Source organism: Actinotignum timonense, from assembly GCF_002860685.3.
GTDB lineage: Bacteria > Actinomycetota > Actinomycetes > Actinomycetales > Actinomycetaceae > Actinotignum > Actinotignum timonense.
In genome coordinates, this window is record NZ_CP136960.1 from 2,222,335 (window position 1) to 2,236,697 (window position 14,363).

At 63.9% G+C, this 14,363-nt stretch carries 13 protein-coding genes; 8 read left to right on the top strand and 5 right to left on the bottom strand.

All coding sequences use genetic code 11. The annotated features are described in order from the left end of the window. Positions 1-301 precede the first annotated feature (301 nt). From CYJ17_RS09315 to CYJ17_RS09325, 3 genes are all read right to left on the bottom strand, one after another. Positions 302-1,813: a recombinase family protein gene (locus CYJ17_RS09315; RefSeq protein WP_016456437.1), complete on the bottom strand. Its 1,512-nt coding sequence runs from the start codon at positions 1,811-1,813 to the stop codon at positions 302-304. Between the two features lie 20 nt (positions 1,814-1,833). Continuing rightward, a complete protein-coding gene (ychF, locus tag CYJ17_RS09320) occupies positions 1,834-2,916 on the bottom strand; it encodes a redox-regulated ATPase YchF (protein ID WP_087071168.1) in 1,083 nt (360 codons plus the stop codon). Between the two features lie 115 nt (positions 2,917-3,031). Further along, positions 3,032-3,841: an SDR family oxidoreductase gene (locus tag CYJ17_RS09325; RefSeq protein WP_087070460.1), complete on the bottom strand. Its 810-nt coding sequence runs from the start codon at positions 3,839-3,841 to the stop codon at positions 3,032-3,034. Between the two features lie 195 nt (positions 3,842-4,036). Between CYJ17_RS09325 and CYJ17_RS09330 the strand changes: the two genes are divergently transcribed. From CYJ17_RS09330 to CYJ17_RS09345, 4 genes are read left to right on the top strand one after another with little or no spacing between them, the layout of a single operon-like run. Further along, the gene (locus CYJ17_RS09330; RefSeq protein WP_143231855.1) at positions 4,037-5,293 is read left to right on the top strand and encodes a DNA recombination protein RmuC; all 1,257 of its coding nucleotides are present in this window, start codon (positions 4,037-4,039) and stop codon (positions 5,291-5,293) included. A gap of 33 nt (positions 5,294-5,326) precedes the next feature. Beyond that, positions 5,327-6,580 carry an exodeoxyribonuclease VII large subunit gene (gene xseA, locus CYJ17_RS09335; protein ID WP_087070459.1) on the top strand — a complete coding sequence of 418 codons (1,254 nt, stop codon included), beginning with the start codon at positions 5,327-5,329 and terminating at the stop codon, positions 6,578-6,580. After that, entirely contained in the window at positions 6,570-7,400 is an 831-nt protein-coding gene (locus tag CYJ17_RS09340) for an exodeoxyribonuclease VII small subunit (protein WP_087070458.1), read from the top strand. Before xseA ends, CYJ17_RS09340 begins: the two co-directional genes overlap by 11 nt. Continuing rightward, positions 7,397-8,485, top strand: coding sequence for a carbohydrate kinase family protein (locus CYJ17_RS09345; protein WP_087070457.1), 1,089 nt, complete (start codon positions 7,397-7,399; stop codon positions 8,483-8,485). Before CYJ17_RS09340 ends, CYJ17_RS09345 begins: the two co-directional genes overlap by 4 nt. 58 nt (positions 8,486-8,543) lie before the next feature. Here the strand turns inward: CYJ17_RS09345 and CYJ17_RS09350 are convergent, their stop codons facing one another. Further along, positions 8,544-9,299: an isoprenyl transferase gene (locus tag CYJ17_RS09350; protein WP_087070456.1), complete on the bottom strand. Its 756-nt coding sequence runs from the start codon at positions 9,297-9,299 to the stop codon at positions 8,544-8,546. Between the two features lie 366 nt (positions 9,300-9,665). Between CYJ17_RS09350 and trhA the strand changes: the two genes are divergently transcribed. Next, positions 9,666-10,475, top strand: coding sequence for a PAQR family membrane homeostasis protein TrhA (trhA, locus tag CYJ17_RS09355; protein WP_087071166.1), 810 nt, complete (start codon positions 9,666-9,668; stop codon positions 10,473-10,475). A gap of 176 nt (positions 10,476-10,651) precedes the next feature. Next, entirely contained in the window at positions 10,652-11,683 is a 1,032-nt protein-coding gene (locus CYJ17_RS09360) for a PPK2 family polyphosphate kinase (RefSeq protein WP_101595768.1), read from the top strand. Positions 11,684-11,721: 38 nt separating this feature from the next. Here the strand turns inward: CYJ17_RS09360 and mca are convergent, their stop codons facing one another. Then, positions 11,722-12,627: a mycothiol conjugate amidase Mca gene (mca, locus tag CYJ17_RS09365; protein WP_087070454.1), complete on the bottom strand. Its 906-nt coding sequence runs from the start codon at positions 12,625-12,627 to the stop codon at positions 11,722-11,724. Between the two features lie 437 nt (positions 12,628-13,064). On the opposite strand from mca, the gene CYJ17_RS09370 reads away from it, so the two are divergent. Together CYJ17_RS09370 and msrA are read left to right on the top strand one after the other, a co-directional pair. After that, positions 13,065-13,550 carry a GreA/GreB family elongation factor gene (locus CYJ17_RS09370; RefSeq protein WP_016443212.1) on the top strand — a complete coding sequence of 162 codons (486 nt, stop codon included), beginning with the start codon at positions 13,065-13,067 and terminating at the stop codon, positions 13,548-13,550. Between the two features lie 53 nt (positions 13,551-13,603). After that, on the top strand, positions 13,604-14,245 hold the full coding sequence (msrA, locus tag CYJ17_RS09375) for a peptide-methionine (S)-S-oxide reductase MsrA (RefSeq protein ID WP_087070453.1): 642 nt from the start codon (positions 13,604-13,606) through the stop codon (positions 14,243-14,245). Positions 14,246-14,363: the final 118 nt, after the last annotated feature.

The following is a 14,363-nucleotide window of genomic DNA, read 5'->3' on the forward strand; positions in this document are numbered from 1 at the left end:
AATACAAATGGGAATAGAACCAGTTTTCTAATTATATTGGTACTTTTCACAGGCCTTAGGCTCGGGAGGGCGGTGGTTGTCCTTGGTCCGCTATGTCTTGGATTCACCCCGTACGGAGTGGGGTTGCCCGCAACACGCCCTTTCGTCCTTGCTCTCTTCTGACGTCATCCTCGCCAACGTCAGCTGCGCGAAACTCCTGCCTAGTTTCGCACGCCGCAAGCGCACGGTGTCGTGCGCTTGCTTAGGCCGCCCCTAAGGCGCAGCACATGCGCGCGATTGTTGATGTGCCACACACTGCAACCTAGTTCCACACGATCTGCACCGATTCAGGGTTGAAGGTCTTGGTGCCGCGCACGCCACGGCGCAGGCGCACCTGGCACAGGGTGTTGATGACTCGACGCTGCACGGCAAGCTCTGCGCTGTCGAAGGCGTCCACGGGCGAGGCGTAGCCGGTTGTGTCGAGCAGCGCCGATGCGCCAGCAAGGCGGGCACGGCGCGTTTCGAGTTTCTCGATCTGCGGCTCATAACGGTTTCGCGCGCGCTTGAGGTCACGGGCCTCGATAAGCTCCTCGTCGTAGTCAGCCTGGACGCGGGCGAGCTTTGCGCGAAGCTCAGCGAGTTCGTCGTCGATGGCGTCGACCTCGTCGTCATCCGCAGTCGGCAACAGGTCTGCTAGGTCGTCACGACCAAGGCGGGCGCGGATCACGGCGAGCACAAAATCATCGACGCTATGCGTGCGCACTAAGCCACAGGCGGCGCAGCGGTAGCGGTCGGCATGCGTGCGCACGGGATTGCCACACTCGTCGCAGACATACAGACCCGAGCCGAGATGGCGGCGAGTGTTCCGGCGCTCCTTGTTTGTCAGCCGGTCGGGATCATCGAGCACGTTCTGCACACGCCACCACAGATCGGGTGTGACGATCGGCTCCCACTGCCCTTTTACCGGCTCGCCGGTATCGGGGTCGCGGACAATGTGCGTTACACGGCGGTATTTGTTCTTCACGCCTTTGCGTTTGGCCTTCTTGTAGGTGGAATAGCCGGCATACACGGGGTTGCGCAGAATCGAGTGCAACGACGTATAGGCCCACGGCTGCGCGTCGGGAACTGGCTTTTCTTCCTGGCCTTCAGCGCGGCGTCGAGCGTTGCGCTCTGTGACCACGGTGTGCATATGGCGCGGCGTGGTCGGGATATCCGGCAAGCCCGGTTGATCGACCCCAGATAGGGCGCGTGCAATGTCGCGCATGGAGTTGCCCCGCTCGACAGCCCGGAACATCCCGAGCACGGCGGCGGCTTCGGGTGGGATGATCTCGCCGGTCGAGGTGTAGCCGATTGGGCGCACACCGCCGGAGTACCAGCGTCCCTGCTCGGCGCGCTGCTGTTGCGCACGGGATTGGCGCATGCTTTTACGTTCGATCTCGCCGCGCGCCACGGCTGCTTTGATGCGCGCGTACATTCTGCCGCCGTCGGTGGCAAGGTCAGCATCACCGTTCGCAGTGACGAGTTTCAGCCCCTGCTCCTCTGCCCTGTCGATCCACTCTTCGAGCTGCCAGGGCTGCCGTGTGAGGCGGTCGAGGTCCCAGCAAATGATCGCGTCGATCTCGCCGCGATCAAAGGACGCCACCATCGCGTCGTAGTCGGGGCGGTCCACGTCCTTCTTCGACGCGGAGATCGACTGATCGACGTAGGTATGCACGACGTCCCAGCCGCGTTGCTCGGCAAGGGCTTCGCAGTCCTGGCGCTGCCGGTCGATGGCGAGGCCGTCCATGGCAGCATCGAGCGAGATACGGAGGTAAATAGCAGCACGTGTTGTCATGCCGCTAACACTAGCGCGCCTCAGGTTACATTGAAACGAAACTCCACCACGTCGCCGTCTTGCATCACGTAGTCTTTGCCTTCTTGGCGCAGCTTCCCGTGTTCACGAGCGGCGGCCACAGAGCCGTATTCCACCAGGTCATCGAAAGACACCACCTCGGCTTTAATAAAGCCGCGCTGGAAATCGGTATGGATGACACCGGCGGCCTGCGGGGCGGTATCGCCCTTGTGGATGGTCCAGGCGCGGGCCTCTTTGGGGCCGGCCGTGAGGTAGGTTTGCAGGCCGAGGGTATCGAAGCCCACCCGAGCCAGCTGGTCCAGGCCGGATTCTTCTTGACCGGTGGCCTCCAGCATTTCCCGGGCTTCTTCTTCGCTGAGTTCCACCAGTTCCGCTTCGAATTTGGCATCGAGGAAAATGGCTTGGGCAGGTTTCACAAAGTCACGTAGTTCCTGCTGCATGGCGGTGTCAGCGAGGCCGTCGTCGTCGGTATTAAAAACGTAGATGAAGGGCTTCGAGGTCATGAGTTGGAAGGAACGCAGGATATCCGCGTCAAATTCGGCGGCGTGGTTGGAGAGCACTTCGCCCGCCTCAAGGAGCGCGTAGGCCCGCTGCGCCGCATCGAGCGTTTCCTTCGGGGTTTTCTTCCCCGTCACTTCCTTGGTCAGGCGCGGAATGGCCTTTTCCAGGGTTTGCATATCGGCGAGGATGAGTTCGGTGGTGACCGTTTCGATATCATCCTTCGGGTCCACGCGGCCTTCCACGTGGACCACGTCCGGATCCGCAAAAGCACGGGTGACCAGGCAAATCGCATCCGCTTCGCGAATATTGGCGAGGAATTGGTTGCCCAGGCCCTCCCCCTTGGAGGCCCCGCGCACAATCCCGGCGATGTCCACAAAATCGACCGTCGCCGGCAGAATCTTCTGAGACCCGAAAATTTCGGCGAGCTTGGTCAGCCGCGCATCCGGGAGCGGCACCACGCCCACATTCGGCTCAATCGTCGCGAAGGGGTAGTTCGCCGCGAGCACCGTTGCGCGCGTGAGCGCATTAAAAAGGGTCGATTTTCCGACGTTGGGAAGTCCTGCAATACCAATTGTTAAAGCCACGCCCTCCATTCTAGCTAAGAGAAAGGAGGGCGGGCTGCTATTCCCCGGACTCGCAATCCGGGCGCGGCGCTACCGGGCTGCGGCGTTGCGCTACCGCGTTACCGGGCCGTTGATGCTACCGCGCGGGCGCGTCCATGGACTTCGGGGCGTGCCAAATATCTTCGCCGCGCAAAATCGCATCCGCGCCGCCGTCGATATAGAGAATCTGCCCGGTGATGGTCCGTGAGAGTCCGGTCACGAAGAAAACGAGCGCATCGGCAATATCGCGAGCTTCCGAAGCGCCGTGATACGGGGCGGGCAGCGCACCGAAAGCCTGCTTGCGCCCCTCTTCGGTGGAGAGAAGTTCCTTCGTCATCGGGGTGGCGACCACGCCCGGGCCCACCGCGTTGAGCCCCACGCCGCGCCCGGCGAATTCTTCGCTCACGGCCGCGCGGCGCACCCACGTGGCAATAGCGCGCTTGGAGGAGGCGTAATTGGCGTAGCCCTGCATCGGGCCCTGATCAGCTAGCTCCTTGCCGTAAGCGAGGGCTTCTTCGCGTTGATCATCGAGGAGCAGCTGCACGAGCTTAGGATCGCTGGGCTGCAAACTTGCACACGAGGCGGTAATGACCGCGCGCCCATTTTCCGCCTTTTCCAGGTAGGGAAGGAAAGCGCGCACGGTATCGCGCGCGCCGAAGTAATTCACCTTGAGATCGAGAGGCGAATTGCTCTGGGTGCCCGCATTCGCGATGACCCCGTCAATCTGCGGATACTTTTCCACCACCCGAGCGACGGCATCCGCAATCCCCTCCGGGGTGGACAGATCCGCTTCAAATTCTGCCCCGCGCAAATCAACACCGACGGGCGTATGCCCGCGTTCTTCCAGAATCTGCCCGCAAGCAGCGCCAATACCCGAGCCCATTCCGGTCACGACGATAGTAGACATGGTGTTCCTTTCTCCCCGGCGCCGCTTCCTCGCGGCACCGCCCGCGGGGCCGTACGTCCCAACTGTTGTGTGAGTTGCGTTATACCCCGCTTTTTGAAAGCTATCAGAGTTTTTTGCGGGGAACAAGGGGGCGACGACGCCGCCAGCCCGCTTCCCTCCCATTTTTCTGTCGTAGGTGGATGTTTGAATATCGCTATGGATATTTCGATTGTTCTAGGTGCTCTTATCGCGGTGGGATGCGCGTGTTTCGCCCTGGGGTTCTTGAGCGCGCGGGTGCGCTCGGGCGGGGCAGTTTCGGCCCGTGAGCTGGCACTGGTGCGCCAGCAACTGGAGGAGGCGCAGCGCGATGCCGGAGTGGTGCGGGCGCAGCTGGCGGCCGCCCAGGCTCGTTCGGATCGGTTAGAGGAGGAAAATAACGGGCTCATCGCCCGGGCTAAAACCGATAACGATATTTTGCGTTCCCTGGCTCCTATTACCCAGCAGCTTGAGGTGATGGAGCAGCGGGTTCGGGATGTGCAGGTTCTCCAAGGTGAGCAGCGCACCGAAATCCGCACCCAGCTGAGCGCGGCGGCGCGCACCCAGGAAGATCTGGCGCGGGCCACCCAGGCACTGCGCGGGGCGCTCAGTTCTACCTCGGCGCGCGGCATGTGGGGTGAAGTGGAATTGCGCCGGGTGGTGGAGGCCGCCGGAATGCTCCCCCACGTTGATTTTTCGGAGCAGGTTTCCGCGCCCGCGGGTGGTGGGCGCGCGGCGGGAGCGCGCCCGGATATGGTTATCCACCTGCCCGGCGGCGCTCATCTCCCCCTCGATGCCAAGGTTCCCCTCACCGCGATGCTCCAGGCGCAGGCCGCCCCGGCCACCACGGCGGAGGAAATCGCGCGGCGCCAGGATCTTCGCAAACAGCACGCCAAGGCGGTGCGTGCTCACGTGAATGCGCTAGCCAAACGGGATTACCCCGCGCTTTTCCCGGGTTCACCCCGGATCACCATTATGTTCCTCCCGGGTGAATCCCTCCTCGCGGAAGCGCTGCGGGAAGATCCGCCGCTCCTGGAGGATGCTCTGAATCTCGGGGTGGTTCCCGCTTCTCCCGCCTCGTTGCTGGCGCTGCTGCGCACCGTGGCAACGCTGTGGGCCTCCAGTAAAGTCAGCGAAGAAGCCGGGCATATTATTGCACTGGGTCGGGAAATGACGGACCGGCTGCGGGTGGTGGCTGGTCACCTGGAAAAGCTCGGGAATTCCCTCACCTCAGCGGTGAAGAACTACAACTCGGCGCTCTCCTCTTTCGATACGCGCGTGCTGGTCACCGCGCGGCGCCTAGAAAGCCTTGATGCTGATTTTGCTACCCCGCCGGCCATTGCCGCGGAAGAAGGGCAGGTTAAACGTTTCCACGATGCTGCTTTGCGGGAAGCACTGGACGGCGAAGAAGATCATGAAACTCGGATTGTCCCGTAGCAGTGCGGGGCAAAACATGGCACGATAACTGATATGGCTTCAACAACTCCGGTACCCGCCAACCTGCCGCAACGGGCTGCGCAGACAACACCGGATCACCCGTGGCCGCTGCGCCTCCTCTCGGTAAAAATCCGGGAATACGTGGCGAAAATGTCACGCCTCTGGGTGGAAGGTGAAGTCATTACCCTCCAGCGCCGCCCCGGAGCCAAAGTCCAGTTCCTCACCTTGCGGGATCTGGAAGAAAACGTCTCCATGACGGTGAAAATACTCAGCCATTTGCTTCCCGCAACCGTCACCTCCGGAAGCCGGGTGGTGGTGTGGGCAGTCCCGGATTTTTATACCGGTAATGGCTCGCTCTCCCTGTGGGCACAGGAAATCCGCCCGGTGGGCGTGGGCGATATTCTGGCCCGTTTGGAAGCCCTGAAAGCCAAACTTGCTGCCGAAGGTCTGTTCGCACCCGAACGTAAAAAACCGCTCCCCTTCTTACCGCGCGCGGTGGGGCTTATTGTGGGGCGCAATACTAAAGCCAAAGAGGATGTCATTATTAATGCCTCGCTGCGCTGGCCCGGGGTTCGTTTCGAGGTACGCGAAGTAGCGGTCCAGGGCCGGGATGCCGTGGCCCAGATGATTCCGGCCCTGCGTGAACTCGATGCCCATCCCGGGGTGGATGTTATTGTGCTGGCCCGCGGGGGCGGTTCCGTGGAAGATCTCCTTCCTTTCTCCGATGAGCACCTTGTTCGTGCTATTGCAGCCACCCGCACTCCGGTGGTCTCCGCTATCGGGCATGAAGGAGATAATCCCATCAGCGATTATGTGGCTGATCTACGGGCCTCCACCCCCACGGATGCCGCCAAACGCATCGTCCCGGATCGGGAAGCGGAACGTGAAGGTGTGCAGGCGGCGGTGCGCCGCTTGCGCCAGGGCATGCGCCACCGGGTGGACCGTGCCACTAAGGAACTCGAAGCATTACGCGCCCGGCCGGTACTGGCCCGCCCCCGCACCATGGTGGAGGTACGCGAACAAGATATTCATTCGCTGCGCTCCTGGCTGCGGGCCCATATTCGGCGCGATATGGCTTCCAATTCCCAAGATATTTCCTCGCTTCTTTCCCAGCTGCGGGCCCTCTCCCCCCAGGCGACACTGCAGCGCGGGTATTCGGTTATCCTAAGCGGGGATGACAGAGTAGTCTCACAAGAAAACGATGTCCGAATCGGGGAGCACCTGCGTGCCATTTTGGCCGCGGGAACCCTCCATCTCGAAGTGAAAGGGAGCGCGCATGGCAGCTAAGGGAACCACTCCTGAGGGGTTCACACCCCCGGCGCCAGCGCCGGGCTCCTCCCAGCCCCACACAGCGGGCGCCTCCGCGTCCCAGGTACCCGGCTCACCCGGACCTCAGGTACCTGGCGTCTCCGCGCCCCACCCGCGCGAAGATATTGAGGCGCGCGTTGCCACCCTCAGCTACGAAGATGCCCGAGCGCGGCTGGTTGATATCGTCTCCCGCTTAGAACAGGGCTCCATTCCCCTCGAAGAATCCCTACGCTTGTGGGAAGTTGGCGAATCCCTGGCCCGCCACTGCCAAAGCTGGCTAGATGGCGCAGCGGCCCGGATCGATGCCGCCGAACGCGGGGAAAGCCTCGTGGCTGCTCCGATGGCAGCCCCGCAGCCGGCAGCCGCCACTACCGCTCCCGCCCCGGCGACTGCTCCCGCTAATCAGGGCGCGCCAGCGAACCAGCCCGCGCCGGCCGCAGCGCACACGGGTGGCTATCAGGCGCCCGCTCCCGCGATCTCGCCGCAGGCCTCCAAGGAGGACCGAGTGGCAGCCCTGCGGGAAGCGGTGCGCGAAGTACGCGCTGAGGATGTACCGGCTATTCAGCCAGCTCCGGAAGCCATGGCGGAAGCTACTCCTGCCCCCGCTGCCCCGCGCGGCGCCTCCGTTCCCGCGGGTGGGCCTGCCGGTACACCCGCTGGTGGCCCCGCCACCGCACCGCCCTCCGCTGAGGAACCCGCGGCCGGCGAAGATGACGATGATTTCGATCCGGAAGAATTCGCAGACGGAACAGGCCTAGATACTACCCCGCTCACTCGCCACCCCGAGGATTTCGCATGACGATTCTCGTAATTGGCGATGCCATCGCCAACCAGCGTGAAGCGGAGACCCCATTTCGCGCCGGCACCATGTTTAAGGTGGCTGTCAATCTGGCCCACCTGGCTCGCGAAGTTCGGATGGTCACCAATATTTCCGAGGCTTCCGACCCGCAAGTCGTACGCGATTACGCCGCTGCCCACGGTGTCGAGCTCCTCTTGCGCCCCGCCACAAGCCCGGTCAGCGCTGCCTCAAATCCGCTCAGCGCGGCTTCATCCCCAGTCAGCGCGGCTTCATCCCCGGTCGGCGCTGCCTCAAACTCGGTCAGCGCAGCTCTCACCTCCGGGCTACCCACCCCGCCCCCGGCCGCTTTCACCGACGCTCATTACGGGGACGCACACGCAGACCCTGAAGAAAGCTGGGATATTTTGCCGGCTCCGGAACGCGGCGCCCGCAAACTCGATTTTGATCTTTTCAGCCCCTCCGCCACTATTTTCGGTGGAGATGCCTGCCATGCCATGCCCGCGGCCCACACCGTGCGCGAATGGCTGCGGGTATGCCGCTCCACCTCCACGATCATTTACTCGCCGGCACTGCGCCACCCCCGGGCCCGCAACCTGGACCGAGTCCGTATTCAAGCCGAAAGTTTCTTGCAGCTAAGTGACGTCGTCGTCGCAACCTCAAAAGACATCCGGCTGCTTTACGGTATTAGCGGCCCCGAAAACGAATTCGCCGCGGTGGCCGAACACTGGTTTAGTTTCGGGCCGCGGCTCGTCGCCATTCTCCTTGAGGACGGTGCCGCGCTCATGATCACCGCTTCGGGTGACCGCCTCCACGTGGCATCCCTCCCGCGCCCCTTCGTGGACGTGGCCGGGGCCCGCAGCGCTTTTATAGCCACCACCATTGACACTCTGGACCGGGTGAGTCTGCTCGGGCGGGAAGCAAGCCCCGGCCTGGCCACCATGTCCATGTCGCACCTGTATACCGTGGGTGCTTTCGCCACCACCGCGCGCAGCCTCATGACCGCGCATGCCGGCTGGGAGCCACTGACCCGCAACGAACTGAGCGAAGGATTCTTCGAATACCAAAGCCGCGAAGGGCTGATTTAGCGCACCTTTTCGGTGTGAACTCCCATTCCGGCTCCGGACGCATCCGAATGCCTGCAGCTTAGCGGCCGCGGCGCCGGTCACGTTGCGTATAGTCACGCAGCGCGCGCAAAAAATCCACGCGCCGGAAATCCGGCCAGTAAGTTTCGCAGAAATACAGCTCGGTATGGACGGACTGCCAGAGCATAAAGCCGCTCATGCGCTGCTCCCCGCTCGTGCGAATCACCAAATCCGGATCAGGCTGGCCGCGGGTATAGAGATGATCGGTAATATCCGCGAGGGAAAAATCTTCCGCGACCTCCGCGAGGCTGCGCCCGGCTGCCGCCTCATCGCGCAGATAAGAACGCACCGCGTCGGTAATCTCCTGGCGCCCGCCGTAGCCCACCGCGATATTCACGTGTAAACCGCGGCAAGATTCAGTGCTCGCCGCGGCGGCACGCAGGCGCTGGGCGTACTCCTCAGGAAGAAGATCAAGATTACCCACCGCGACCAACCGGAAACGACCCGAGCGCGCCAAATTCTCAACAGTTTCACAAATGATGGTGAGCAGCGGGCCTACTTCTTCAGCCGCCCGGGAGAGATTATCAGTGGAGAGCAGCCACAAAGTAACCACCTCAATGCCGGCATCTTCGCACCAACCGAGCACCTCGGCGATGCGCTCGGCCCCGGCCCGATGCCCGAACGTGGCAGATTCACCCAGCTCACGCGCCCAACGCCGATTGCCATCCAACATAATGGCCACGTGCTGGGGCATGCGTTTGCCGGCCAGCTCCCGCACCAAGCGGCGTTCATATGCGGCGTAGAGCCATGCTGACATCCCCACGCTGTCTCCCTCCCTCGTTCTAGCCGCGCCGGCCCGAGCCGCGCCGGTCTGAACCGCGCCGTGCCAGGGCCGCGGCCACCCGAAACATGCCTTGCCAGGGCCGCGGCCACCCGAGCCACGCAGTGCCAGGGCCGCGCCGGTCACGCGCCGCGGCTAGATGCCTAACCGTTTAACTGTAGCCCGCCCATCCTGAGCAAACAGGAAAAGATACCCGGAAAATACTCAGGCAAGCAGCGTACACTTACGCCAGCGGCTCAGACCGGTGCGGGGAACCGGAGCCACACGTCCCGCTTCGCCCACCGCCGCGTCTTGCTGGCCTGCGGAGACCCCGGAGGCATCACCGATTACGTGGGGAGCACCATGACCCGTCTTTGTCACGCCACTAGCGAACGCCACCGCGGTAGTGATTCCCCTGCGCCTCGCGGTGCGACTCGCGGTGAGAAGAAAAACGGCGCATCGAAGGCCGGGGCGGCACAGCCCGCGGTAGCGCGGTCCAGCGCACGCAGCGCCCGGCGGCGCCTGCCCGCATCGGCGCTACCGAAGCCGGTATTGCGCGGCTGGCAGCACGCCATTATTGCCCCGCTCGCACTGGCGAATATGATCGTCCAGATTGTTTTTGCCCCCAACGCAGCACTCACCATCGGAGTCATTGTGTTCGGGCTGAGCGCCGTGGTGCTCTTCGGGCATTCCGCGGTGTATCACCTGGGATCCTGGGGGCCGAAAGTCCACGCGATTCTGCGCCGCCTGGATCACTCGAATATTTTCTTGCTCATTGCCGGAACCTACACCCCGCTCTCCCTCGCCCTGCTGCCGGGCAGCACCGCCGCCCTAGTGCTCGCCATTGTGTGGGGCGGGGCGCTCGGCGGGATCGCGCTTTCCAATTTCTGGCCGGCCGCCCCGCGCTGGCTGTATGTTCCCCTCTATATTGCTCTCGGCTGGGTGGCGATCTGGTTCCTCCCGGATATGTGGGAGGCCGGCGGCCCGGGCATCGTTTGGCTCATTATTGCCGGCGGAATCTGCTACACGGTAGGCGCGCTCGCCTACGCTTTCCGCTGGCCCAATCCGTGGCCGCGTACCTGGGGATTCCACGAATTCTTCCATTCGGGAACAGTCGCCGGCTACGCCTGCCATGCGGTGGCGGTCTGGCTCACTCTCTTCGCCGTCGCCTAGTGAGCGCGCGCCGCACACGGTCAGCTCAGAGCTCAACGCGCTGAGCGCTCCTCAACCTGCGTGCCTAGCGAGCCCGGTTGGCCGATCCCGCGGCCCGGAGGGCCGCGGCGGCGTCGTACCCCTCCTTTAGACTGATACCCAGCACCACACGAAAACGGCAATGCACAGGAGCGAAGATGAGCAAAAAGAACACGGAGGCGCGCGAGCACGCAGGAACCTGGACCACAGCGCCCGGGATTGCGCTGCACGTTCGGGACGGTTTTCAGATAGCGCCCGTTGCTACCGGTTCCACGCCGGGCTGGCACGGGGATAAAAAGGCTGGGAAAGCCGCCATGAAAGAGCGTGGGAAGCTCCTGGCTGAGCTGCAAGAACGTCTCTATGCCGAAGCGCGCCAGGGAGGCGAGCGGCGGGTGCTGCTCGTGGTGCAGGGTATGGACACGGCCGGGAAGGGCGGGATTTGCCGGCATGTGCTCGGGATGGTTGATCCGCAGGGCGTACATCTGCGCTCTTTCGGGGTGCCCACCGCGGAGGAACTCTCCCACGATTTTCTGTGGCGGATCCGGCGCGCGCTGCCGCCGGCCGGCATGATCGGGGTTTTTGACCGCTCGCATTACGAAGATGTGCTGGTTGGAAAGGTCGATGAGCTCGCCACGCCCGCGGAAATTGAAGCGCGCTACGAAAAAATCAATGAGTTCGAGCGGGAGCTGGTGGACGCGGGCTATACGCTCGTCAAGGTCGCCCTGCTTATCGGCTACGAGGAGCAGGGGCTGCGGCTGCTGCGCCGGCTGGCGCGCCGAGATAAGCACTGGAAGTATTCGCCCTCCGATGTGGAGGCGCGTGCCCAGTGGCCTGCCTATATGGATGCCTACCAGGCCATGTTCGAGCGCACCTCCACGGAGTACGCGCCGTGGTATGCGGTACCGGCGGATCGCAAATGGTTCGCGCGGCTCGCGGTGACCGAGCTCCTTGCCCAGGCGCTCGCCCGGCTGGCCCCGCGCTGGCCGGAGGTCCGTTGGGATCCGCGCGCCCAGGCCGAGCAGGTGCTGGCCACCATGCCGCGGCACACCGCGCAACTCTCCGCGGACGAACTGCGCCAGGAAGCGGAGGAAGTTGCCGCCGAATCTGAGGACTACCGAAACGGCGTGGAAATGCTCATCACCCGGGATTCCCGCAAGGATGCCGGGGAGCGGGTCGGGAACGGGCAGTAAATAGCGGTTGCGGGCTCAGGCCTGGTTGCGCGGGGTGGTTAACGGTACCGCGCCGCCGCCTGCTCTTCGCTTTCCAGCCCGGGCACCCGCGCGAATAGATCCGTCTCCCCCTCCGCGGGCGCCGGGCCCACGGTGGAAGCCGCTAGGTAGAAGTCCTCATGCGGCCACACCTGCGCCTCCAGGTCCCGCGGCGCCGCGAAGAACAGCCCGTTCGGGTCAATTTGGGAGGCGTGCGCGCGCATGGCCGCGTCGCGCTGCGGGAAATATGCGACGACGCCGACCCGCGTGCTTGCGGCATGCTGCGGGCGCGGGAATTGCGCGGCCTCTTTCAGCCACTCGGTAAAAGGGCTGGTGCGGCCGGCGGCAAGAATCGCTTCGTGCAAGGTGGTGAGCCGGGTGAAAGAAAGATTGGCGTCGTAATACAGCTTGGAAACCTGCCAGGGCTCGCCCAGCTCCGGCCAGCACGGCTCCCCCGCCAGCCGCACCGCCGCGAGGGTGGCGGTATGGGTGCGCAGGTGATCGGGATGCGGGTAGCCACCGTTTTCGTCATAGGTGGTCACCACCTGGGGGCGGAACTCGCGGATCTGAGCCACGAGGGCGCGATGCACATCCGCGTCCGCGGCCCGGGCGAAACTATCGGCGGGGAGCTCCGCATCCGGGTAGCCCTCGGGTAGTCCGGAATCCACAAAGCCGAGGAAAACGTGCTCAATGCCGAGGATGCGGGCAGCGGCGGCCATTTCTTCCCGGCGTAGCTGCGCCATGGTGCGCCCGGCCAGAACTGCGTCGTCGAATAAAGGATTGAGGATATCCCCGCGTTCGCCGCCCGTGCAGGTGACCACCCGTACCCGGCCGAGGCGCGCGTATTTCGCCATGGTTGCCGCGCCTTTCGACGATTCGTCATCCGGGTGGGCGTGGACGCAGAGGAGGCGGCGTTCGTCCATCATCCTTCTCCTTCCGCAGCTGGTGCTCTTCCGCAGCTGGTGCTGGCGCTGGCGCTTATCGCGCGGGCTTTCTGGCAATCGATGCGGGCTCGCGGCACAGCGCCACCAGCCCGATTCACCGCGCTACTCTACCAAGGAGGCCCGCGCGCTGCCCCGCGGTGGTAGCGGAGTGGAACGCGGGCCTCCAGCCAGCAGAAAATCCAGGGGAATGTTGCATCGCCCGGAAGGCTGGTATGCTTAGCCGGAGAAACATGCCTATCAGGGCATGAATTTTTTTATCCGAGTGGGGCGTCCCACCCGCGCCCAGCGCTCGGGCCCCCGCAACCGCATCGCCGCACGAAGGCGTGCCGAGCTGCGCCGCGCGAGCGCGGGCTCATAACAGAATGACCAACCGGGCAGGTGCGCGGAGCACCCGCCCGCCGTGACGAGAAAGAGAAGAGATGTCTGAAAACACCAAGGGGGCTTGGCTCTCCCCCGAAACGTACGAGCACCTCAAGGCCGAACTCAATGACATGATTACCGTGCAGCGCGCGGAAATCGCCAAGAAGATCGAAGCGGCGCGCTCGGAGGGCGACCTGCGGGAGAACGGCGGCTACCAAGCGGCTCGCGAAGAGCAGTCGAAGCTGGAGGGGCGGATCGTGGAGCTGACCGCGCTGCTGGAAAACGCCCACGTATCCGAGCCGCCCTCGGGTGATGAGGTGGCTTCCGGCACGGTTGTGACGGCCACGATTGGCGGCATGGAAGAAACCTTCCTCCTCGGTTCGCGCGAAGCCGCGGATATTGTGGGAATGGAAGTGTATCCGGAAAGCGCGCCGCTCGGGCAGGCCATCCTGGGCCTGAAGAAGGGGGAGAAAACCACCTTCAAGAACCGCCTGGGCCGCCCCGTCAAGGTGGAAATCCTCGATATCAAGCCCTACGAAGGCTAGGAAGCTAGCGCGCCAGAGCGCTAGGGTGCCACCAGAGAGCTAAGGAGCTGATCGTGAATCTATCTGCTACCCCCGCACTGCCAGGCCGGCCCGATCCGATTAATCCGAATCCGGCGCCGCATGTTGTTCTGGGTACGCCCGTCCTTGCCGAACCCGGCCCGGGCGAGGAGCTCATCTACCTGGCCTCGGGGTGTTTTTGGGGCGCGGAAAAGCTGGCCTGGGAGGCGGGCGCGCTGAGCACCGCGGTTGGCTATATGGGCGGCACCACGCCGAATCCCACCTACGCGGAGGTGTGCACGGGCCGCACCGGGCACGCGGAAACGGTGCGGGTGGTTTTTGATCCGCGCGAGCTTCCGCTGGAGAAGTTGCTTCAGCTTTTCTTCGAGTCCCATGACCCCACCTCGCTGAACCGCCAGGGAAACGACGTGGGCACCCAGTATCGCAGCGCTATTTTTACGACGACGGACACCCAGGAGCGCACCGCCCGGGCCATGATTGCCGGCTATGAAGATGTGCTTCGCCAGGCCGGGCGCGGCGCTATTGTGACGGAGGTGGTGCCGGCGCTGGCCGCCGGGCCTTTCTACCTGGCCGAAGAGGAACACCAGGGGTATCTCCATAAGGTGCCCCACGGCTACCAATGCCATGCGCGCACCGGGATCGCCTGCCCGCTCCCGGGCGCGGGCCCGCTCGGCTAGCAGCCCTGCGCCTGTAGCTCGGCTAGCGCCGGCCTACATGCCCCGGCGGGCCATAGCGCTACCGGGTCGGGCCATCCCCCGAATAACGCCACACGGAACCACGAAGGCCGGGACGGAG

Excerpts from the sequence above, each read along its gene's own strand:
- CYJ17_RS09315 (WP_016456437.1), bottom strand. The coding sequence starts at position 1,813 with ATGACAACACGTGCTGCTATTTACCTCCGTATCTCGCTCGATGCTGCC.
- CYJ17_RS09325 (WP_087070460.1), bottom strand. The coding sequence starts at position 3,841 with ATGTCTACTATCGTCGTGACCGGAATGGGCTCGGGTATTGGCGCTGCT.
- CYJ17_RS09330 (WP_143231855.1), top strand. The coding sequence starts at position 4,037 with ATGGATATTTCGATTGTTCTAGGTGCTCTTATCGCGGTGGGATGCGCG.
- xseA (WP_087070459.1), top strand. The coding sequence starts at position 5,327 with ATGGCTTCAACAACTCCGGTACCCGCCAACCTGCCGCAACGGGCTGCG.
- CYJ17_RS09340 (WP_087070458.1), top strand. The coding sequence starts at position 6,570 with ATGGCAGCTAAGGGAACCACTCCTGAGGGGTTCACACCCCCGGCGCCA.
- CYJ17_RS09345 (WP_087070457.1), top strand. The coding sequence starts at position 7,397 with ATGACGATTCTCGTAATTGGCGATGCCATCGCCAACCAGCGTGAAGCG.
- CYJ17_RS09350 (WP_087070456.1), bottom strand. The coding sequence starts at position 9,299 with ATGTCAGCATGGCTCTACGCCGCATATGAACGCCGCTTGGTGCGGGAG.
- trhA (WP_087071166.1), top strand. The coding sequence starts at position 9,666 with ATGACCCGTCTTTGTCACGCCACTAGCGAACGCCACCGCGGTAGTGAT.
- CYJ17_RS09360 (WP_101595768.1), top strand. The coding sequence starts at position 10,652 with ATGAGCAAAAAGAACACGGAGGCGCGCGAGCACGCAGGAACCTGGACC.
- mca (WP_087070454.1), bottom strand. The coding sequence starts at position 12,627 with ATGATGGACGAACGCCGCCTCCTCTGCGTCCACGCCCACCCGGATGAC.
- CYJ17_RS09370 (WP_016443212.1), top strand. The coding sequence starts at position 13,065 with ATGTCTGAAAACACCAAGGGGGCTTGGCTCTCCCCCGAAACGTACGAG.